The sequence below is a fragment of the Streptomyces griseorubiginosus genome (assembly GCF_001514195.1).
GTDB classification, from domain to species: Bacteria; Actinomycetota; Actinomycetes; order Streptomycetales; family Streptomycetaceae; genus Streptomyces; species Streptomyces griseorubiginosus.
Genome location: NZ_KQ948734.1, coordinates 102036 through 122500, shown reverse-complemented (window position 1 = coordinate 122500; position 20465 = coordinate 102036). Strand labels below are relative to the sequence as shown.

Annotated in this window: 18 protein-coding genes and 1 pseudogene; 7 read left to right on the top strand and 12 right to left on the bottom strand. The window is 70.7% G+C overall.

Features of this window, described 5'->3' with window-relative positions; all coding sequences use genetic code 11:
• Positions 1–27 precede the first annotated feature (27 nt).
• Both AQJ54_RS00615 and AQJ54_RS00610 read left to right on the top strand, forming a co-directional pair.
• Positions 28–552 carry a GNAT family N-acetyltransferase gene (locus AQJ54_RS00615; protein WP_062232794.1) on the top strand — a complete coding sequence of 175 codons (525 nt, stop codon included), beginning with the start codon at positions 28–30 and terminating at the stop codon, positions 550–552.
• Positions 553–662: 110 nt separating this feature from the next.
• Positions 663–977 (top strand): PASTA domain-containing protein, encoded by a 315-nt coding sequence (locus AQJ54_RS00610; protein ID WP_079069670.1) that lies wholly within the window; start codon positions 663–665, stop codon positions 975–977.
• Between the two features lie 6 nt (positions 978–983).
• On the opposite strand, the gene AQJ54_RS00605 is transcribed toward AQJ54_RS00610, so the two are convergent.
• The 4 genes from AQJ54_RS00605 to AQJ54_RS00590 are packed head-to-tail and all read right to left on the bottom strand — an operon-like array spanning position 984 to position 5645.
• Positions 984–1679: a demethylmenaquinone methyltransferase gene (locus tag AQJ54_RS00605; protein WP_062023230.1), complete on the bottom strand. Its 696-nt coding sequence runs from the start codon at positions 1677–1679 to the stop codon at positions 984–986.
• Complete coding sequence (locus AQJ54_RS00600) at positions 1676–3010, bottom strand: acyltransferase family protein (protein ID WP_062232790.1); 1335 nt, start codon at positions 3008–3010, stop codon at positions 1676–1678. Before AQJ54_RS00600 ends, AQJ54_RS00605 begins: the two co-directional genes overlap by 4 nt.
• On the bottom strand, positions 3007–5256 hold the full coding sequence (locus AQJ54_RS00595; protein ID WP_062232787.1) for a bifunctional polysaccharide deacetylase/glycosyltransferase family 2 protein: 2250 nt from the start codon (positions 5254–5256) through the stop codon (positions 3007–3009). The genes AQJ54_RS00600 and AQJ54_RS00595 overlap by 4 nt, the downstream gene beginning before the upstream one ends.
• Before the next feature lie 17 nt (positions 5257–5273).
• Entirely contained in the window at positions 5274–5645 is a 372-nt protein-coding gene (locus AQJ54_RS00590; RefSeq protein ID WP_062232784.1) for a hypothetical protein, read from the bottom strand.
• A gap of 222 nt (positions 5646–5867) precedes the next feature.
• Here AQJ54_RS00590 and AQJ54_RS00585 point away from each other — a divergent pair, with 222 nt between their 5' ends.
• Positions 5868–6875 (top strand): chitinase, encoded by a 1008-nt coding sequence (locus AQJ54_RS00585; protein WP_062232781.1) that lies wholly within the window; start codon positions 5868–5870, stop codon positions 6873–6875.
• A 58-nt stretch (positions 6876–6933) separates the two neighbouring features.
• Here the strand turns inward: AQJ54_RS00585 and AQJ54_RS00580 are convergent, their stop codons facing one another.
• The 5 genes from AQJ54_RS00580 to AQJ54_RS00560 form a co-directional block, all read right to left on the bottom strand.
• Positions 6934–7473: an imidazolonepropionase-like domain-containing protein gene (locus AQJ54_RS00580; protein WP_062232779.1), complete on the bottom strand. Its 540-nt coding sequence runs from the start codon at positions 7471–7473 to the stop codon at positions 6934–6936.
• 7 nt (positions 7474–7480) lie between these two features.
• Positions 7481–8695, bottom strand: a complete 1215-nt coding sequence (gene mqnC, locus AQJ54_RS00575; protein WP_062023214.1) for a cyclic dehypoxanthinyl futalosine synthase — start codon at positions 8693–8695, stop codon at positions 7481–7483.
• A 71-nt stretch (positions 8696–8766) separates the two neighbouring features.
• Complete coding sequence (locus AQJ54_RS00570; RefSeq protein ID WP_062232777.1) at positions 8767–9495, bottom strand: prepilin peptidase; 729 nt, start codon at positions 9493–9495, stop codon at positions 8767–8769.
• Positions 9492–11291 carry a serine/threonine-protein kinase gene (locus AQJ54_RS00565; protein WP_062232774.1) on the bottom strand — a complete coding sequence of 600 codons (1800 nt, stop codon included), beginning with the start codon at positions 11289–11291 and terminating at the stop codon, positions 9492–9494. The genes AQJ54_RS00570 and AQJ54_RS00565 overlap by 4 nt, the downstream gene beginning before the upstream one ends.
• Positions 11292–11322: 31 nt before the next feature.
• Positions 11323–12171 (bottom strand): menaquinone biosynthetic enzyme MqnA/MqnD family protein, encoded by an 849-nt coding sequence (locus AQJ54_RS00560; RefSeq protein WP_062023206.1) that lies wholly within the window; start codon positions 12169–12171, stop codon positions 11323–11325.
• A gap of 285 nt (positions 12172–12456) precedes the next feature.
• Between AQJ54_RS00560 and AQJ54_RS00555 the strand changes: the two genes are divergently transcribed.
• Positions 12457–12660: a cold-shock protein gene (locus tag AQJ54_RS00555; protein ID WP_003992177.1), complete on the top strand. Its 204-nt coding sequence runs from the start codon at positions 12457–12459 to the stop codon at positions 12658–12660.
• Between the two features lie 159 nt (positions 12661–12819).
• Positions 12820–13458 carry a class I SAM-dependent methyltransferase gene (locus AQJ54_RS00550; RefSeq protein WP_062232772.1) on the top strand — a complete coding sequence of 213 codons (639 nt, stop codon included), beginning with the start codon at positions 12820–12822 and terminating at the stop codon, positions 13456–13458.
• Between the two features lie 3 nt (positions 13459–13461).
• Here AQJ54_RS00550 and AQJ54_RS00545 read toward each other — a convergent pair whose 3' ends face one another.
• Complete coding sequence (locus AQJ54_RS00545) at positions 13462–16740, bottom strand: S8 family peptidase (protein WP_062232771.1); 3279 nt, start codon at positions 16738–16740, stop codon at positions 13462–13464.
• 130 nt (positions 16741–16870) lie between these two features.
• Positions 16871–18601, bottom strand: a complete 1731-nt coding sequence (gene kstD / locus AQJ54_RS00540) for a 3-oxosteroid 1-dehydrogenase (protein ID WP_062232769.1) — start codon at positions 18599–18601, stop codon at positions 16871–16873.
• Positions 18602–18768: 167 nt separating this feature from the next.
• Between kstD and AQJ54_RS00535 the strand changes: the two genes are divergently transcribed.
• Both AQJ54_RS00535 and AQJ54_RS00530 read left to right on the top strand, forming a co-directional pair.
• Positions 18769–19344 carry a CGNR zinc finger domain-containing protein gene (locus AQJ54_RS00535; protein ID WP_062232767.1) on the top strand — a complete coding sequence of 192 codons (576 nt, stop codon included), beginning with the start codon at positions 18769–18771 and terminating at the stop codon, positions 19342–19344.
• Positions 19345–19397: 53 nt separating this feature from the next.
• Positions 19398–20021 carry a LysE family translocator gene (locus tag AQJ54_RS00530; protein ID WP_062023190.1) on the top strand — a complete coding sequence of 208 codons (624 nt, stop codon included), beginning with the start codon at positions 19398–19400 and terminating at the stop codon, positions 20019–20021.
• On the opposite strand, the pseudogene AQJ54_RS46550 reads toward AQJ54_RS00530, so the two are convergent.
• Positions 20022–20432 (bottom strand): annotated as a pseudogene (locus AQJ54_RS46550) (ATP-binding protein); the annotation flags it as partial. It abuts the gene before it with no gap.
• Positions 20433–20465: the final 33 nt, after the last annotated feature.

Genomic DNA, 20465 nt, shown 5'->3' with positions numbered 1-20465 from the left:
TGATCACCCGGCTGAAGGGCTGCCCCAGTGAACCGAGCTCTGCCCGTAGTAGCGCTGCGCGTCCCCACCGACGAGGACGCCGTCGCCTGGCACCGGGTCTTCGACGACCCGGACGTCATGGAGTTCCACGGCGGGAAGTCCGCGGAGCTGTCCTTCTACGAGGAGCTCACCGCGCGCCAGCGCCGGCACGACGCCGAACTGGGTTTCTGCCTGTGGACGATGGTCGACGAGGGCGGCCGGGTCATCGGCTTCACGGGTGCCCAGCCATGGCCGCGGGACTGGGGACCGACCGGCGAGATCGAGATCGGCTGGCGGCTCGGGCGGGAGTACTGGGGCAAGGGGTACGCCACCGTGGCCGCGCGGATGACGCTGGAACGGCTGCGGGCGGCGGGCGTCACGGACGTGGTCGCGATGGTCAGACCCGGCAACGAACGGTCGATCGCGGTCACCAAGCGCCTCGGCATGGACCTCGCGGAGACCTTCCCGGACCCGCGGGTCCCGGAGGACGCCCTGTGCTTCCGGCTCTCCCTGCGCGACGGTGACGCGGAGTAGCGGTCTGCTACAGAAAGACACCCGGCACTTCCGGGTGCCGGGGCGCCGGAGTTACCCTGCCAGTACCGCTGGGGGTGACATCTGTGCGAATAACACCCAAAACGCCCGAGGTGCGCGTACCGCGTCTGGTCGGACTCATGGCAGTGGACGCGCGAACGACGGCCCAGGCGCAGGGCCTGCTGATCAACGCCCCGGACCGCAAGGACTTCCACCTCGCCGTCGTCGACTACGTGGTACGCCAGTACCCGCAGCCCGGTGCCGAGGTGCCGCGCGAGTCGATGGTCTACGTGTGGTTCGACTTCGGCCCGGGCGAGGGTGGTGGCGGCGGGATGCGCGAACCCCGGGTGCCCAGGCCCCCGACGGGCGGTCTCCGGCGCGAGCTGGAGGAGCCCGGGGACCCGTGCAGGGTGTGCCTCGGCTCCTGAGGGGCCTCAGCTCGCCTTGACGCCCCGGTGCAGCGCCACGATCCCGCCCGTGAGGTTGCGCCACGCCACCTTGGACCAGCCGGCCTTCTGGAGACGCTCCGCCAGGGCCGGCTGGTCGGGCCAGGCGCGGATGGACTCGGCGAGGTAGACGTACGCGTCGGGGTTGGAGGAGACCGCGCGGGCCACCGGCGGCAGGGCGCGCATCAGGTACTCGGTGTAGACCGTGCGGAAGGGCGCCCAGGTGGGGTGCGAGAACTCGCAGATCACGACCCGGCCGCCGGGCCTGGTCACCCGGTACATCTCGCGCAGCGCCGCGTCGGTGTCCTGGACGTTGCGCAGCCCGAAGGAGATGGTGACGGCGTCGAAGGTGTCGTCCTTGAAGGGCAGCTTCGTCGCGTCGCCCGCCGTGAGCGGCAGCCACGGGTGGTTCTTCTTGCCGACCCTGAGCATGCCGAGGGAGAAGTCGCAGGGGACGACGTAGGCGCCCGTCCGCGCGAAGGGCAGCGAGGACGTGGCCGTGCCCGCCGCCAGGTCCAGGACCTTCTGCGCGGGGCGGGCGTCGACGGCCTTGGCCACCTCCTTGCGCCACGCCCGGTCCTGGCCGAGCGAGAGCACGTCGTTGGTCAGGTCGTACCGTTCCGCCACGTCGTCGAACATCGAGGCGACTTCGTGCGGCTGCTTGTTCAGGGAGGCGCGGGTCACGGGCTCATTCTTGCAGGCCGCCTTCCCGGAAGGAGCTGCGGCTTCTTCTTCCCGGCCACGTCCTCCACCCAACCGCACACCAGCACGAACACGGCGATCAGCACCCACCCGACGCCGAACAGGAACCACTGGCTCTCCAGCGGCAGCCACTTCTCGAAGGCGGGCACGTCCCAGAACAGGTCGATCAGCGGCACGGCGAGGATCAGCGCGATCTCGTGCCACAGGTAGATCGTCACCGCGCGGGAGTTGAAGACGGTGACGAGCCGGTCGGTCCGCCGGAAGCGGGTGAGCCACGCGAAGTCGATCCCGAAGTACGCCTTGGCCCACATCAGCAGCGTCACGTACCCGGCGGACCAGAAGGCCTGGGCGAGCGGGATGTCGTCGAGGTCGTACGACCCCGTCTCCGCCTGGTGGGTGAAGGCGTACCAGCCGCCGAAGCCGAGCGCGGCGAGCGAGAGCACGACGACGGCGAAGGGCTTCAGCCGCTCCAGGACCCCGTCGCGGTGCGCGAAGCCGAGGATCCAGCAGAACAGGAAGGTCGCGAGGTCGGTCAGCGCGCTGCCGAGACGGTCGTCCGGCGGCTCCCACAGGAACTGGAGGACCACGATCGGGGCGAGGGACAGCAGCAGGACCGGCACCGGGGCGAGCCGGAACACCCGGAGCAGCAGCGGGGAGAGCAGCACGAACCAGAGGTAGGTCCTCAGGTACCAGAGGATCTCCCAGGCCTGCTCGCCCCACGCGTTGCCGGGCGGATCACCGAGCGGCAGGACCCAGAAGACGATCTGCCGGCCCGGCATCCAGCCGTGGACCAGCATCGCGAGGACCACGAAGACGCCCCAGAACCAGAACGGCGGCAGCAGGCGCCGCATCCGGCTCCTGACGACCTCGAACGCCGGTCTCTCCAGCGACTTGGCCATCAGGGTGCCGGCCAGGCCGAACATGATCCCCATGGACGGGAAGACCAGGCCCGCCCAGGCCCACCCGAAGGTGTGATAGCCGACGACCCGGATCAGGGCGACGGCCCGCAGGGTGTCGAAGTACCGGTCCCGGCCCGGGGGCCGAGGCGGAGGCTTCTCCTCCTCCGCCTCGGCGTCAACGGGGGCTTCCCGGGGATACGGCGGCTGAGCGGGATCCGGCTGCTGCGGGAGGTACGGCTGCTGGACGGTCTCCGGCTGCTCCTGGGGATACGACTGCTCGTGGGGATACAGCTGCTCCTGGTCCTGGGGATACGGCTGCTGCGCCCACCCCGAGTACCCGTACTCGGGGTCGTATCCCGGCGAGGGCCAGGTCTGCCGGTGACCCTGCTCGTGGGCCTGCTGCTCCCAGCTCACCGGCCCACCCCCGCCGGTGTCCCGACCTCACCCGTGCGCTTCAGCTTCTGCCACCTGAGCCGGCCGCCGGTGAGGGCGGTGACACAGGAGTGGATCAGGACGAGGTACATCATCTGCCGGTAGGCCAGCTGCTGGAGCGGCATCATCAGCAGGTACCGGTACTTCTCCCGGTCGAGCCGGAAGGCGTACGCGGCGCACACCAGCTGGATGCCCAGCACCGCCAGCCACGCGTACAGGGCCGCCCGGAAGTCGATGAAGATCATCGAGTAGGCGGTGAACACGTCGATGAGCGGGGCGAAGACCGGCGTGACGATCTGGAAGATCACCACCAGCGGCATCCCGACCCGGCCGAAGCGACCCGAGGGCCCCCGGTCGGTGAGGGACTTGCGGTGCTTCCACAGCGCCTGCATGGTGCCGTACGACCACCGGTAGCGCTGCGACCACAGCTGCTTGAGCGAGCCCGGCGCCTCCGTCCACGCACGCGCGTGCTCCTGGTAGACGACCCGCCACCCGGCGCGGTGCATCGCGATGGTGATGTCGGTGTCCTCGGCGAGGGTGTCCTCGCTCATCCCGCCGACCTGGAGCACGGCGTCCCTGCGGAAGGCGCCGATCGCGCCCGGGATGGTGGGCATGCAGCGCATCAGGTCGTACATCCGGCGGTCCAGGTTGAAGCCCATCACGTACTCGATGTGCTGCCAGGCCCCGATGACCGTGTTCCGGTTGCCCACCTTGGCGTTGCCGGCGACCGCGCCGACCTCCTCGTCGGCGAAGGGCTGCACCAGCTGTCGTACGGTGTCCGGCTCGAAGACGGTGTCGCCGTCCATCATCACGACGATGTCGTGACGGGCGCTGCGGACGCCGTTGTTGAGGGCGGCCGGCTTGCCCGCGTTCTCCTGGCGGATGATCCGCACGTTGGTCATGCCCAGTCGGCGGGCGGCCTCGCGGGCGATCTCGGAGGTGCCGTCCGAGGAGCCGTCGTCGACGACGATCACCTCGATGGGGTGGGTGCTTCTCGCCAGCGACTCCAGGGTGTTGGCGATGCACTCCTTCTCGTTGTACGCCGGGACGATCACGCTCACCGGGCGGGTGACCTCGGGCCCCCAGCAGAAGCGGCGCTTGTTGCGCTGTCTGTAGTGGCGGCGGGCGAGGACCAGCATCATCCCGAACCGGCCCAGGACGGCCACACCGACGACCACCAGGCCGACCGAGAGCGTGGGCACCGTGTACTCGGCGACGGCGACCGCGGCGACGAGCGCCTTGCCCTCGTAGAGGGTGGTGCCGGTGGCCTCGCGGTGGGCGGCCTGGAGGCGGTCGGTGGCGTTCCGCTCGCCGGTCCCGTTGCCCGCCGGGATCCGCACGTCCGCGTTCTGCGCCTCGACGACTCCGCTGATGGTGGTGAAGGTGTACCCCTTCGCCCGCATCTTCTCGATGTACTTCGGCAGCGCTTCGAGGGTCTGCCCGCGGTCGCCACCGGCGTCGTGCATCAGCACGGAGGCGCCCGAGGTGCCGGTCGGCGTGGCCCACTGGACGATCTTCGAGACGCCCGGCTTCTTCCAGTCGTCGCTGTCGGTGTCGACGAAGACGCTGGTGTAGCCCTCCTCGCCGAGCTTCTTGTAGACGGGCCAGCTGTAGTTGTCGATCGCGTCCGTCTCCGAGGAGTACGGCGCCCGGAACAGCGTGGTGGTGATGCCGGCCGCGCCCGCGAGGGCGAGCTGGGTCTGGGTCATCTCGCGCCGGACCCGGGCGTCGCTCTGGTAGGAGAGGTCGACGTGCGTGAAGGTGTGGATGCCGACCTCATTGCCCTGGTCGACCATGTCCTTCACGATCTCCGGGTAGCGCGAGACCATCGAGCCGACGAGGAAGAAGGTGGCCGGGACGTCGTACTTCTCCAGGATCTTCAGGACCTGGGGCGTGTACGTCGGGTTCGGGCCGTCGTCGAAGGTGAGCGCGATCGTCTTGGCGGGCACGGAGGTCGTGGTGGCCCGGCCGCCCCGGAAGCTGATGATGGGCCCGCCGTCGAGGATCTCTTCGGGGACCTTGCTGGAGCTCGCGCCGTCGCGGACCCGCTGGTCGCCGCCGACCTCGGCGCGCAGATAGCCGTCGAGGAGCATCACGCTGGTCAGGCCGAGCAGGAGCAGCAGGGCGAGGATGACCCGCGGTTTCTGCAACGCCGCGGCCCTGCCCGCCGCCCGCTCCATGCGGGTGGGGGCACGCCGGCGGCCGCGGGAGGGCGTCGTCGTGGTCATGTGGTGGGCCGTTCAGGTCAGTTGGAGGCGGTCGCTGAGGCGGTCGGCGCGGCGGTCTGCGGGGTGCCCGTGGGCAGCGCCGGCGGGCTGCCGATGCCGCCCTGCGGCTGGAGGCCGCCGGGACCGGAGCCGGAGCCGGCGCCCGGTCCGCCGCCCGCGAAGGGCAGCAGCGAGCTGCTGGAGACGCCGATGCCCAGGAAGGCGAGGCCGAGCACCACGGCGTAGCCGAGGCACAGGACGCCGAGGAGGACTCCGATCCGGCGCAGCAGCTTGGAGCGGCGTCCGGAGTTGTCGACGAACACGGGACCCTCGGCGGGCTCGTCACCGCCGCGTTTGCGGCGGCGGCCGCGCGAGGCCGCACTCTTTTCGGTGCCAGGCTCGAAATGCATTCCGCAGAGATTAGGGAGCCTTTATGTGTCCACATGTGGCGCGCTTGTGAGGCGGATACGAGAAATCCCTTGCGCTGTCTGTTCCCTGAGAGGTTTCCCGATTCGCCCTTTACCAGCCCGCTTGTCTGTGCGGCGGCTGTTCGGAGAACGTCGTCATGGACTCAGGAGGGTGTGAGACATTCGCTGCTCCCGAGACGGACAACGAGAGCGGGTGCATGAACCATGCGGGGATTCCTGAGGCCGGCCGCCGGGCTCACATGCCTGTTCTTGCTGGCCGGCACGGGGTGTTCCGCGAAGGCCGCACCCGCGCCGGGAGCCGCCCCCGCGACACCCCGGGAGACCGCGTCGCAGACCCCGTCGGCCGCCACCGCCTACGCCCCCTACGTCAATGCGACCGAGGCCTCCGGCAACGACTCCGCGGGGTCGCCGTCCGTCTACAACCTCGCGTTCGTGATCGCCGACGGGAGTGACTGCACGCCGTCCTGGAACGGTACGGCGGCTGTCGGGGACGCCTCCGTCAAGTCCCGGGTCAGCGCGCTGAAGAAGAGCGGGGCGAAGGTACGGGTGTCGTTCGGCGGAGCGTCCGGGAAGGAGCTGGCCGAGACGTGCTCCGGCGCGGCCGAGCTCGCGGCGGCGTACGGCTCCGCGCTGGACGCGGCCGGCTCCTCCCTCGCCGACTTCGACATCGAGGGGGACGCGCTGACGGACTCCGACTCGGTGGACCTGCGGTCGGAGGCGATCGCGCTGCTCCAGAAGGAACGGACCGATCTCGCCGTCTCGTTCACGCTGCCGGTCATGCCGTCGGGGCTCGACGACGGTGGCGTGGCACTGCTGGAGTCCGCGAACGACCACGGCGTTCAGGTGTCGACGGTCAACATCATGACGATGAATTACGCGGAGTCCTACGACGGGGACATGGGGCAGTACGCGATCACTTCGGCGAAGGCGGCGCAAGGGCAGTTGAAGTCGGTCTTCGGTACGTCGGACTCCACTGCGTGGGGGGCGTTGGCGCTCACTTCGATGATCGGGACGAATGATGTGGACGGGGAGACGTTCACGTTGTCAGACGCCGCGCAGGTAAGGGAGTTCGCTGAATCGAAGGGGGTTTCGTGGGTGTCGATGTGGGCTACGTTCCGGGATCAGCAGTGTGAGGAGGGGGATGACGCGTTGACGAATTGCAGTGGGGTTTCTCAGGGTTCCGGGGACTTTGGGGAAGCCTTCTCCGGTTGAGTTTCGGGTGCGGCTGGGTGGGGGCTGGTCGCGCAGTTCCCCGCGCCCCTAAAGGCTCTTACCTGCGCCGGTGTAGCAAGCGGCCCCTGATGACCGTTGCTACGCATTCCGTTGCGTCGAAGATCGCGAAGGTCGCGTCCCCGCCGGGTCGCAGCGGCATCGGTGTGACCCCGTGCTCGATCCGCAGCCCCGACCTGTGCACCGCGTCGATCACCGCGGGGCGGCGCAGTGGGCCGGTCACCGCCACCGCGCCCTGGGCCAGCAGCCGTTGCACCCCCCGCCTCGCGCTCGCGCCCCATCTCGCCTCGGTCATGTCGAGGGATGAGAGGGCCTCGCCCGTGAGGGGTTCGCTGCCCAAGTCCTCGCGTGGGTCCGGGTGGTAGGACCGCTCCAGGAGTTCCGGGCCGTCCGGGTTCAGCAGGCCCGGGGTGATGGTTCCCGGCCAGCGGCGGACCCTTGCCGTGGGGTGGGCGGCGGTCAGCTCCCCGTAGGTCCCCACGGCGGCGATCGCGCGGCCCTCGACCAGGACCGCCCCGCCGGGCACCGAAGGGCTCTCGCCCCCCGGAGCCAGGACGTCGGCGGTGTGGATCGTCAGCAATGCGGGCCTAGTTGGAGGCGAGGATCTTCAGCTCGGGGTGGGCCGTGCCGCCCTCGATGGCCGTGGAGGAGATGTGGGACTGGACGCGCGCGTCGACCGGGTCGTTCGCCGGGTCGTCGTGGACCACGAGGTGCTCGTAGGTCGTGGAGCGCTGGGCCGGGACGCGACCCGCGGTGCGGATCATGTCGATCATTTCCTGGAGGTTGGAGCGGTGCTTGGCACCGGCCGCCGAGACGACGTTCTCCTCCAGCATGACCGAGCCGAGGTCGTCCGCGCCGTAGTGCAGCGTCAGCTGGCCCGCGTCCTGGCCGGTGGTGAGCCAGGAGCCCTGGATGTGGGCGATGTTGTCCATGAAGAGCCGGGAGATCGCGATCATCCGCAGGTACTCGAAGATCGTGGCCTGGGTGCGGCCCTTCAGGTGGTTGTTCATCGGCTGGTACAGGTACGGGATGAACGCCCGGAAGCCGCCCGTGCGGTCCTGGACGTCACGGATCATCCGCAGGTGCTCGATGCGCTCGGCGTTGGTCTCGCCGGTGCCCATCAGCATGGTGGAGGTGGACTCCACGCCCAGCCGGTGCGCGGTCTCCATGATCTCCAGCCAGCGCTCGCCGGACTCCTTGAGCGGGGCGATGGCCTTGCGGGGGCGCTCGGGGAGCAGCTCCGCGCCCGCGCCCGCGAAGGAGTCGAGGCCGGCCGCGTGGATGCGCTGGATCGCCTCCTCCACGCTCACCTTGGAGATCCTGGCCATGTGCTCGACCTCGGAGGCACCGAGGGAGTGGATGACCAGCTGCGGGAACTCCTTCTTGATGGCGGCGAAGTGCTTCTCGTAGTACTCGACGCCGTAGTCCGGGTGGTGGCCGCCCTGGAACATGATCTGGGTGCCGCCGAGTTCCACGGTCTCCGCGCAGCGGCGCAGGATGTCGTCGAGGTCGCGGGTCCAGCCCTTGTCCTTGGCGGTGGGCGGGGCGTAGAACGCGCAGAACTTGCACGCCGTCACGCAGACGTTCGTGTAGTTGATGTTCCGCTCGATGATGTACGTGGCGATGTGCTCGGTGCCCGCGTACCGCCTGCGGCGCACGGCGTCCGCCGCGGAGCCCAGCGCGTGCAGCGGGGCGTCACGGTAGAGGTCGAGCGCCTCCTCCGGAGTGATCCGCCCACCCTCGGCGGCACGGTCGAGGACGGCTGCGACATCAAAAGACGTAAGGTCGGCCTTCTCGGTCACCGGGGCGTGCCTTTCGTCAAGGGTTCTCACGGACCAAGCCAGCGTACGCCAGCCCTGTGACAGGCCCGACCTCAGGCCGTGTACGCGCCGATCAGCAGCCCCGCGTACGCCCCCACGATCAGGAACGGCCCGAACGGGATCGCCGTCTTGCGGCCCGCCCTGCCCACGAGAACCAGGGCACCGCCCCACAGCGCGCCGAGCAGGAACCCGGCGAAGGTCCCGAGCAGCACGGTGTCCCATCCGTACCACCCGAGGACCGCCCCCGCGCCGAGCGCCAGCTTCACGTCGCCGAAGCCCATGCCGCCCGGGTTGATCCGCCACAGCACCCAGTACCCGGCGCCGAGCACGAGGGCGCCGAGCAGGGCGTCCGTCCAGCTCCCGGCGTGTTCGGGGACGAGCGAGACCAGGCCGAGCAGGGTGAGCGCGGCGGCCGCGAGGGGGAGCGTGAGCGGGTCGGGCAGCCGTCGTACCCGCAGGTCGATCACGGCGAGGAGCACGCCCGCGGGGGCGAGCAGCAGCCAGACGGCGAGCTCCGGGCGGGTGCCGGTGGCGGCGGCGAGAGCGGCGCAGACGAGGGCGGTGACGGTGGCGAGCAGGAGCGCACCGGGGCCGTACGACCGCCCCCTGCCGCAGGTGGGGCAGCTCACCGGGCCGAGCCAGCCGCCCAGCCGGTGGCCCTCGGGACACGTGCGCCGCCAGGGTTCCCCGCTGGGCACGGAGAAGCGGTGGGCGGCGCGGGGCAGCAGGGCGCCCGCCGCCGCTCCCCACAGTGCGGCGAGGGCGACGATCAGCCCGGTCACTCCTCGACCTTCGACATCCGTGCCTCGGGGTATCCCTCGGCGGCGCTCTCCGAGGTGTACTTCAGGGCGTCGCCGTCCGGGGTGAGGCGGACGGTGTGCGCGGTGGGGTTGCAGCCCGCGTGGTTGTCGGGGGCGCCGACGGCCGTGGTGACGAGCCCGGTGTCGGTGATCTTCTTGAGGGTGAGGATGTCCGTGCACACGGCGCCGATCGGGTCGGTCTGCACCAGCCGGCCCAGCTCCTTGCCCACGGCCACGTCCTTGACGGTGATCCGGAAGGTCCCCATCGGCACGCTCCCGCCGAGTCCGCTGCCCTCGCCCTCCCAGGTGCCGAGGTAGCGGGCGGGGACCTCGGCCGCGCCGCTCGCCGCATCGGTCGCCGTGTCGCTCGACGACGGGGAGACCGAGGTCGCGGAGGCCTCGGGCGCGGGCGGTCCGGAGGCCGACGGCTCGGAGGTGGGGGCCGACGAGTACGCGTCGCTGCCGGTCGGAGCACCCGCCGAGTCGTGGTCGCCCCGCCCCGGCAGCAGGTCGAACAGGAAGACCGACCCCACGGTCACCGCGGCCAGCGCCCCGGCGACCGCGAGCGCCACGGTGCAGCTCATCCGGCGTCCGCGGCCGCCCTCACCGGGTGTGGCGGTGGCCGCGACGGAGACGGAGAGCCGGCCGGGCTTCTTGTCGGAGGGCACCACCGTCTCGTCCGGCGTCGCGTCCCGGGGCTCCGGCACGACCGGCCCGGTGGGCACACCGAGAGGGGTGGGCGGCGTGACCGGGAACGCCGGGGGTCCGGCCGCTTCGGCCGGCGGCGCCCCCGCGGACACGGCCGGCATCACCGGCGGCGGCCCGAACGCACCGACCGACGGGGAAGTGAACTCCACCGGCCCGGACAGCACCTGCTCCCCCGCCGCCTCGAGATTCAGCAGCTGTACGGCACTTCGCCCCACCTGCTCGACCAGCGCGCCCGGCAGCCAGCCCGCCGCCACCAGCCGGGCCGCGCCCTCGGGAGCGAGCCGTCGGGCCAGCTCCCCCGGAGCCGGCCGTTCCTGGGGCGACTTGGCGAGGCAGGACTCCACGACGTCCCGCAGCTCGCCGCTCAGCGAGCCGAGTTCGGGCTGCTCGTGGACGACCTTGTAGAGGAGGGACGCCGAGGAGTCCCCGGGGAAGGGGGGCGCCCCCGTGGCCGCGTACGCCAGCACCGCGCCCAGCGAGAAGACGTCCGCCGCGCCGGAGATCCCCTTGCTCAGGATCTGTTCGGGCGCCATGTAGCCGGGGGAACCGATCGAGACGCCGGTGGAGGTGAGCGACGCCGTGCCGTCCGTGGCGCGGGCGATGCCGAAGTCGATGAGGAGCGGGCCGTCGACGGTGAGCAGGACGTTGGAGGGCTTGACGTCCCGGTGGACGAGCCCCAGTTCGTGCACCGCCGCCAGCGCCTCGGCGAGGCCCGCGCCCAGGACCCGTACGGAGTGCTCGGGCAGCGGGCCCCCGTCCGCGACCGCCGTGGCCAGCGAGGGGCCCGCCGCGTACCCCGTGGCGACCCACGGGACGGCGGCCTCCGGGTCGGCGTCCAGCACGGGGGCCGTCCACGCCCCGCCCACCCTGCGTGCCGCGTCCACCTCGCGCCGGAAGCGGGCGCGGAACTCCTCGTCGAGCGCGAAGTGCGGGTGCACGATCTTGACGGCGACGGTGCGGCCCCCCGCGCTGCGGCCGAGGTAGACCCGGCCCATGCCGCCGGACCCGAGCCGGCCGAGCAGCCGGTAGGGCCCCACGGCGGTGGGCTCGTCGACTCCCAGCGGCTGCATACCGGCCTCCCCCATAAGGTTCAGATGCAGGTTAGGGCTGAAGCAGTTCCACCTTCACGTCCCCGGGGAAACCCGTCGTGGGCCCCACCCGGCGGGCGAACTCCGCGACGGCCGCGAGCTGGGGGCCGCCGAAGCTGAAGTCCAGGGTCGTGAAGTACTTCTCCAGGACCTCCTCGTCGAAGTCCTCCCAGCGGGCCGCCTGTTCGGCGACCTTGCCGACCTCCTCCAGGGAGAGGTTGCGGGAGGCGAGGAAGGCCTCGTGGACCTTGCGGGTGATGAACGGCTCGCGCTCCAAATAGTCCCGGCGGGCGGCCCAGACGGCGAAGACGAACGGCAGCCCGGTCCACTCCTTCCAGAGCGCGCCGAGGTCGTGCACCTGGAGGCCGTACTTCGGCCCGTCGAGGAGGTTCGCCCGCAGCGCCGCGTCCCCGATGAGTACGCCCGCCTCCGCCTCCTGCATCATCAGGCTGAGGTCGGGCGGGCACGTGTAGTAGTCGGGCCGGACGCCGTAGCGCTCGGCGAGGAGGAGCTGGGCGAGACGGACCGAGGTGCGCGAGGTGGACCCGAGGGCCACCTTGGCGCCGTCCAGCTCGTCCAGCGGGACCTGCGAGACGATGACGCAGGACATGACCGGGCCGTCGCAGCCGACGGCGATGTCGGGGAAGGCGACCAGGTCGTCCGCGTTCCTGAGGAACTCGACGAGGGTGATGGGTGCGATGTCGAGGTCTCCCTGCACCAGCTGCTCGCTGAGCTTCTCCGGGGTGTCCTTCGTGAGCTCGAAGTCGAGGAGCGTGCCCGTCCTCGCGAGCCCCCAGTACAGGGGCAGGCAGTTCAGGAACTGGATGTGGCCGACGCGCGGCCGGGTGCGAGAATTGTCCACATCGCGACACTAGACCCCTTGGGGTACGCTTCGAACTTCGGCCCCCGAGTCAAACCCCGACACGATCTTCAAACATCCGGGTGACGTGATCTTGGCCTCTATTGCTTTCGGCTGCCCGCGTGCTAGGCTCGCCGCAAGTTGCAGTTTGGTTTCCCTTGCAGTACAGAGCCTGCGGAGCATGTAACCGCGGGCTCTAGTCGTTTTCAGACGTATGCAGTTGTGCGGCACTGTTTCACACTTGCAGGTTCTGGAGCAGGGCAACCCTTTTGGGCCCAAGGAGGGCTTATGGCTACCGGAACCGTGAAGTGGTTCAACGCCGAAAAGGGCTTTGGCTTCATCGCCCAGGAAGGTGGCGGCCCGGACGTCTTCGTCCACTACTCCGCCATCAACGCGAGCGGCTTCCGCTCGCTGGAGGAGAACCAGCAGGTCTCCTTCGACGTGACCCAGGGCCCGAAGGGCCCGCAGGCGGAGAACGTCACCCCCGTCTGAGCGATCCCGTCTCCGAGGCACTCCAGCCTCTGATCCGGACCTGAATGCAGTACACAAGGAGCCCCGCGCCGCACGGCAGCGGGGCTCCTGCCTTTGCCGTGGCAGGCGCGGGCGGTCGGACCGGGTGAGTGTCAGTGGGGGCCGCTAGGGTCCCCGGCCATGACCGACACCGACTTCGTGACCGCGACCCGCACCTTCTACGACAGCGTCGCCGAGGACTACGCCGAACAGTTCCGGGACGGACTCGCCGACGCGCCCCTGGACCGGGCGATGATTGCCGGGTTCGCCGAACTCGTGGGTGGTGGCGGAACAGTGGCGGACCTGGGATGCGGGCCCGGGCGGGTCACGGGATACCTGGCCTCCCTCGGCCTGTCCGTCTTCGGTCTCGACCTGTCGGAGTCGATGCTGGCGATCGCGCGCCGGGAGAATCCGGGGCTGCGGTTCGAGCAGGGCTCGATGCTGGAACTGGATCTTCCGGACGGGGCACTCGCCGGTGCCGTGTCCTATTACTCGTCCATCCACACCCCCGTGGACCAACTCCCTCGTCTGTTCGCAGAGTTCCACCGCGTACTGGCACCCGGCGGCCATCTCCTCGTCGCCTTCCAGGCCGGCGACAAGGACCGGCATCACGAGCGGCCCTGGGGGCGCCCCGTCGCACTGACCTTCCTGAGGCGGCGGCCGGAGCAGATGGTCGGGCTGCTCCTCGGGGCCGGGTTCGCGCTCGTCTCACAGATGGTGCGCGAACCCGGCCCCGAGGAGGTGTCGCAGCAGGCGTTCCTGATCGCCCACCGGCCCTGACGCTCAGCCCACCGTGTAGGAGTACGGGATCCCGATCAGTTCGGACCCCATGACCCCCGAGAGGGCCGTGTCGGTGTCGATGTAGACCGTTCCGTGGACGACCGTGCCGACGGGTGCGGTCGGGGTCAGGGTGAGCTGCATCGTCGCCGTCCTGCCCGCGGCGGCGACGACGGGGTTCCAATCGGCGTTGAGGTCCCAGTACGCACCGGTGGAGGCCTTCGCCGCCGGGTCGAACGACTGGGTGGTGGCGGTGAGCGTGATCTTCGCGGTGCCCTTGCCCGCGGGCTTGTCCCGGAAGGGGCCCGGGTCGGTCACCTCGGTGCTCCACTGCCCGGAGGCCAGCTGGTCGGCGGAGGCGGTGGCGACCGTGGTGTCACCGGTGCCGGCCTCCCCGAACGCCATGGGAGAGGCGGTCACGGGGTACATGTTCAGATCGACCGGCCGGTCGGCGGTGGCCGTGGCGACCAGCTTGGTGGTGTGCGAGGGCACGAACCAGTCCAGGCCCTGATCGTTGATCTTCGCCGTCCCCGACGTGTCGCTGCCCTTCTCGACGAGGGCGATCTCGCCCGTGGTGTCGAGCCGGGGGTCGAGGAAGTAGTGCCGCTCCGCCGGGCCGGAGTTGGGGATCCGGACCGGGACGGTGAGCGTGCTGCCGCGCTTGAGGACGCGGGACGGGCTGTCCGGCAGTCCTGGCGCCGTCGCCGTCACCGCGTCGAGGCGGACCTTCCCCGTGACCTTCTGGCTGAAGGCCTTGCCGCTGATGGCCGAGGGCAGGCCGACGAGCAGCTTCCACCGCCCGGCGGCCGGGCGGTCGGCGGTCAGGTTCGCGTACCTGGTCGGGACGCCGTGCTCGCCCGCGGTCTTGTCGGTGTCCTGGGCGAGGATCTGGCCGTCGGGGCTGACCAGGTAGTACTCCAGCATGGTGGCGGGGTCCTCGGCCGTCAGGTCGATGGTCAGGTCCCGCCGGCCGGGCGGTACGTCCAGGTAGTAGCCGTTCGTCTGGCCGATGTCCCGGCCGACACCGCCGGTGATGGTGGCGGTGAAGGAGGTGCTGTGTCCGCGGGCCGGGTCGACGGGCACCAGCGCCCGACGGGCCACCGGCAGGGACAGGCGGGCACCGGTGTCCGAGGCGAACTGGAGGGAGAAGGGCGCGTCACCGGCTGTACGCGGCATCGGGACCCGGACCGGGAACCGCGCGACACCGCCCGCCGGGACGGTCCGGGTCTGCTCCGGGACCCCGGCCGAGGTGTAGCGGTGGCCGGTGAGCCGGACGGTGAGCGGACCGCGGTAGCTGCCCGGCGTCAGGGGCTTCTCCTGAAGGTGCATACGGCCGTTGCTCCACACCACCTTGACGGTCCAGGTGCCGGGGCGCGGGTCGTGGACGTCCACGTGCTGGTAGTTGCTGTGCAGTCCGTAGCCGTCGTAGTCGTAGCTGACCTGTGTCAGCCGCCCGGCCGGATCCACCAGGACCAGCGCGAGCTTGCCGGAGTCGGCGGTGCCGGGCCACACCATCTCGGCGTCCAGGACCGGGGTGCCCCGCGGCACCTTGACGGTGAACGGCCGGACGGCGAGCCGGCCTTCACGGTCGTCCCCGGCGAGCGGGGAGCCGACGGTGACCTTGTGCAGGGTGCTGAAGGTCTGGGCGCCGACCGTGCGGGAGGTCATCGTGACCCGCTGCGGCCGGTCGGCCGTGTTGGTGAGGGTGACGGAGGTGCGCCGCTCACCGCCCGGCTGTCCGACGACGTTCAACTGCCCTGCCGAGGGAACCAGTTCGGTGCTGTCCGGCGCACCGCCGAGGGTGTTCACGGCCCGGGCCGCGCGGACGGCCGCATCGGTGTCCAGCAGCCCGGCGCCCTGCTCGTCGGCGCGGACGTGCAGGTCGGTGGCCGTGCCGGTCAGGATGCGCTTGACCAGGTCAGGCGAGGGTCGCACCCCGCCGTGGGTGTCCTTGTACGCCTGGATGACGTCGGCCGCCGCGCCGGCCACGAAGGGGGCCGACTGGCTGGTCCCGCCGAACACCTGGGTGGGCAGGGCGCAGTCGCTCCAGCGCGGGTCCACGGTGCAGGCGGCCATGCCGACCATGCCCGGCGCCACCAGGTCGACCAGCTTGTTGTCCTCGGTGGTACCGCCGGAGGACAGCCCGGTGATGTTGTCGTTGGTCCACTTGCTGTAGCCGAAGGCCTGCGCCGCCAGCCGGAACGACGTGGTGGCGCCGACACCGATCACGTTCGGGTCGCTCGCCGGTGAGCCCACGGTGCCGGACGTCCCGGAGTCACCGCTGGAGGCGACCACCGTCACCCCGGCGGCGACGGCGGCGTCGTCGGCCAGCCGGACGGGGTCGGTGGCCGCGTCGGGATAGAAGTTGGACCCGAAGGACTGGCTGAGGACGTCCGCGTGGTGCTCCACCGCGTACTGGATGGCCCGGATGAACCCGGAGGTGAAGGTGCTGGTGCCGTACACCCTCAGGTCCATCAGCTGTGCGCCGGGCGCGAAGCCGCGCACCTTGAAGGTGCAGCCCTTCGGCAGCTTGGCGTAGGGCAGTTGCGTGGACAGGTCGTAGGTACGGCTGCCCTGTGCCGCGATGGAACTGGCGTCGCCGAAGGCCTCACCGCCGCCGACGGTGGCGGCGTTCACGCCGTCCCCGCTGAAGTCCTCGGAGTCGGTGACCACATGGCTGCCGTCGGGGCGGATGAACTCGGGGTTGGCCGCGTCCATGCCTTCGGCGAAGAAGGCGACCTTGACCCCCTTGCCGGTGGCGGTGCGCTGCGCCGCGTCGGTGTGCGTCAGCCGGAGCGCCTCGGGTTCGAGGAGGGGCTTGGCGGGGTCCTTGGGGCAGGTGACCCCGGGTGCCGAACCGGCCGTGACGCCGGAGGTGGAGGCCGCGGTGGCGGAGTTCGCGGTGGCGGAGTCCGCGCCGGGTCGTGGCAGCGGCAGATCCGGCACCACCGCGGCCACCCGCCGGTCGGCGCGGATGCGCGCTGCCGCGGCAGGATCCAGGGTGGCGGAGACGGCGTTGATCAGGCTCATGCCGTGGATGCGGGTGGCGCCGCTCTTCTTCAACTGGGCCACGACGGGCGCCTGGTCGTCGGCCGCGGCCTGACCGCGCCGCGCGGCCTGCGTGCGTATGGGGAGGTCGGCGAGCTGGTCGCGCATGACGACGATGACACGCTGCGGGGAGCCGCTCGCGCTGTCGCCGGCCGCCTGTGCGGGGGCCGCGCCCAGAGAGAAGGCGCTCAGCAGGATCGTGCCCGCGAGCGCCGCTCTTCTTCCGTTGTTGTTCATGGAGTTCTCCGCTGGTGGGGGGTGCGGGACGGTTGAGGAAACCGTCACCGATGATCTTTCGCCCCAACTCGTGAACTCCGCCAGGCACTTGACGTCAAGAGATCTTCAAACTTTCAAGAAGCGGGGGTGTCTAGAGCACCCCCGCGATGTCCCGCGCGGCGATGTACCCGAACGTCATCGCCGGTCCGATCGTCGAGCCCGCGCCCGCGTAACTGTGGCCCATGACCGCCGCGCTCGCGTTCCCGGCCGCGTACAGACCCGGGATCACCGAGCCGTCCGGCCGCAGGACGCGGGCGCGGGCGTCGGTGCGCAGGCCGCCCTTCGTGCCGAGGTCGCCGGGGACGATCCGGAAGGCGTAGTACGGGGGCAGCCACAGCGGGGCGAGGCAGGAGTCGGGGAGGACCGCGGGGTCCGTGTAGTAGTGGTCGTAGGCGCTGTCCCCGCGTCCGAAGTCCGTGTCGTCGCCCTTGAGCGCGAGGGAGTTGAAGCGGTCGACGGTCGCGCGGAGGGCGGCGCCGGGCACGCCGATGGACGTCGCCAGGGCGTCCAGCGTCCAGGCCTTGTGCGCGGCGCCCGAGCTGTACCAGTCGTCCGGGAGGACGAAGGTCGGCGCGATGTCCTTGAAGAGGTACCGGTTGCGGTAGTTCTGGTCGACGACCAGCCAGGAGGGGATGTCCGGGTCGGTCGGGTTCCGGTCGTACATGGTGTGGACGACATCGCTGTAGGGGGCGGCCTCGTTGACGTACCGTCGGCCGGCCGCGTTGACGATGAGGCCGCCGGGGAGGGTGCGTTCGGCGAGGCAGAAGTACGGCTCGTCGGGCAGCGGGATGGCCGGTCCCCACCAGGCGTCGTCCATGAGGGCGACGTCGGCGCCGAGCCGCTGTCCGGCGCGGATGCCGTCCCCGGTGTTCTCCTTCGCGCCGACCGTCCAGGCCGTGCCGATGGGCTGGCGCTGGTACTGGCTCCGCATCGCCGCGTTGTGCTCGAAGCCGCCGGAGCCCACGATCACGCCGCGCCGGGCGCGGTAGAGGCCGGCGGGGGTGACCGCTCCGGCGACGGTGCCGTTCTCGACGTACAGCTCGGTGAGGGGGGTGTTCAGGCGGACGGGCACGCCCGCGTCCAGGAGGCCCTTTCTGAGGCCGGCCGCGAGGGACTGCCCCATGGTGAGGGGGGTCTGCCCGAGCAGGGCGGCCTTGGTGCCGCGCGCCAGGCACTCGGCGGCGACGGCGGCGCCCTTGAGGCTGACCGCGGACAGGGCGAGCCACTTGTAGTCGGCGCTGAACACCACCAGTCCCGCGGGGACCGCGAGGTACGGCGGGTTCAGATGGGCGAGTTCGGCGCCGAGGATCTTGCCGTCGAGCTGGTCGGGCTCGATGGAGCGGCCGTTCGGGAGGCCGCCCGGGAGCTCCGGGTAGTAGTCGCTGTACCCCTCCATCCACCGGAAGCGCAGCGGGCTGTTGGCCATGACGAAGGAGATCATGGCCGGCCCCTGGGCGAGGAAGGCCTGCTGCCGGGCCGCGGGGACGTCCGGGCCCACGACGGCGGCCAGGTAGGCAGCCGCCTTGGCCGGGGTGTCGGGGACACCGGCGGCCAGGATGACGGGGTTGTTGGGGATCCAGATCCCGGCGCCGGAACGGGCGGCGGACCCGCCGAAGGTGGGCGCCTTCTCCAGCACCACGACGCTGAGGCCCTGCTTGGCGGCGGTGAGCGCGGCCGTCATCCCGGCGGCCCCGGAGCCGATGACGACGACGTCACAGGTCCCGGCCGTCGGCAGGTCGGCGGCGCTCGCGCCCTGCTGCACTCCGGCGGCGACGGCCAGACCGGCACCGGAGGCCAGCAGGTGTCTTCGGGTCACGCTCATGGGCAGGTCCCCCCAGCGGCTGGTACGGACGAAGAGGTCCGGAACGTCGCGCGAAGGTCTTGAGAAGTCAAGGGGCGTGAAGGGAACGGGAAACCCGAGCCGCGGAACCATCTGTGCCGGTTCACCTATGCTTGCGCCGCAAGAGGCGACCGGCTGAGGTGGTTTTCGTGGCGGTGCAGCATTTCCCCGAGTTCCGCACGGGCAAGGTACTGGCGACCAGCTTCACGGGAACCCTCTCGGAGCGTTACGGCGAGACGCTGGAGCGCATTCCCGTCCCCTCCCGGCTCGCGGACTGGCTGGCGGACAACGGACTCGCCGTCGACTCCTGCGACCGGGCCCAGCTCGACCGGGCACGGGAGCTACGGGAAGCGATCCACGCGGCTGCCACCGCTGTCGCGAACGAGAACCCCCTGCCCTCCTCGGCCGTCCAGGTCATCAACGACCGCAGCACCCACGGCCTGGCCTCGGCGGTCCTGACCCCGGAGGGCGGCCGGGAGTGGCGACTGGCTTCCGCGTCGGTGGAGGACGCCCTCAGCGTGATCGCCGCCGACGCGATCGACCTTCTCTCGGGAGAGCGGGACGGGAAGATCTCGCTGTGCGCGTCTCCGACCTGCCGAGCCGCGTTCGTCGACACCAGCCGGGGCCACACCCGCAGATGGTGTGACATGAACACGTGCGGGAACCGCGAGAAGAAGGCCCGTTTCCTGGCCAACAAGCGCAAGAAGTCACCTTCGGCCGACTGACCTGTACGGTGGAACCACCTTAGACGGTTCCATCCGACGAAAGGTCGCCGCCGATGGTGGATCTGACAGTGCTGCCGGGCTACGTGGCAGTGATCATGCTCTTCCTCGGCCCGCCCGGGCCCGACATGGCCTACATGCTGGCCGTGGGCCTCGAAGGCGGGCGCCGGGCCGCGGTGAAGGCCATCCTCGGCATCGCGACCGGCATGAGCGTCTACGCCGCCGCCGTGGTCGCCGGGGTGGGGCAGATCGCCCGCTCGCACCCGTCGGTCCTGGACACGATCCGGATCCTGGGCGCGGTGTACCTGCTGTGGCTGGCGTACGTCACCGTGCGCCACGCCCGTCGCGCGATCAGCGGACACACCGACGTCCCCGCGGGCCGCTGGTACCTGCGGGGCATATTGGTCAGCATCGCGAATCCGAAGATCATTCTGTTCTTCCTCGCGATACTCCCGCAGTTCATCGGAAGCGCGGAGAACCCGGGACTACAGATGGCGATCCTCGGCGCGATCGACATTCTGATGGAGGTGATCCTCTACGGATCCATCGGAGTGCTGGCCGGATACTTCCAGGCACGTCTGGCCGGCTCGACCAAGGCCACGGCCGTGCTGAACTACATGGCGAGCACGGTCTACGTCGTGCTGGCCGCGACCATCACCGGCGAGATCCTGCTCGCCTGACAGCCCGATCTCGGCCCACACCGTCTTGCCGACGTCCCGTTCCGTGACGCCCCAGGTACGGGCGAGCAAGGTCACGAGGATCAGTCCCCGGCCGTGCTCGCCCTCCGCGTCGTTCACGAACCGGAGCCGGCGGTCCCCCCTCGCGTCGGTCACCTCGATACGGAGCGTGTTCCCCGGGAGCCGGAGCAGGCGCAGCTCGAAGTCCCTTCCCGGCACGCGTCCGTGGGTCACCGCGTTGGCGGCCAGCTCCGCGACGAGGTGCTGCGCGGTGTCGTTCACCTCGCTGTCGTAGGGGTGCCCCCAGGCCTCCAGCCTCGCGGCGGTGAGCCTGCGGGCCAGCCGGGCGCCTCTCGGGGTCGCGCTCAGACGCTGGGTCAGTTCGTCGATGGGGGTGGAGATTTCGGCGTTCACGAGACCGAGCGTGCTGCCTTGTCTCTACGCTGA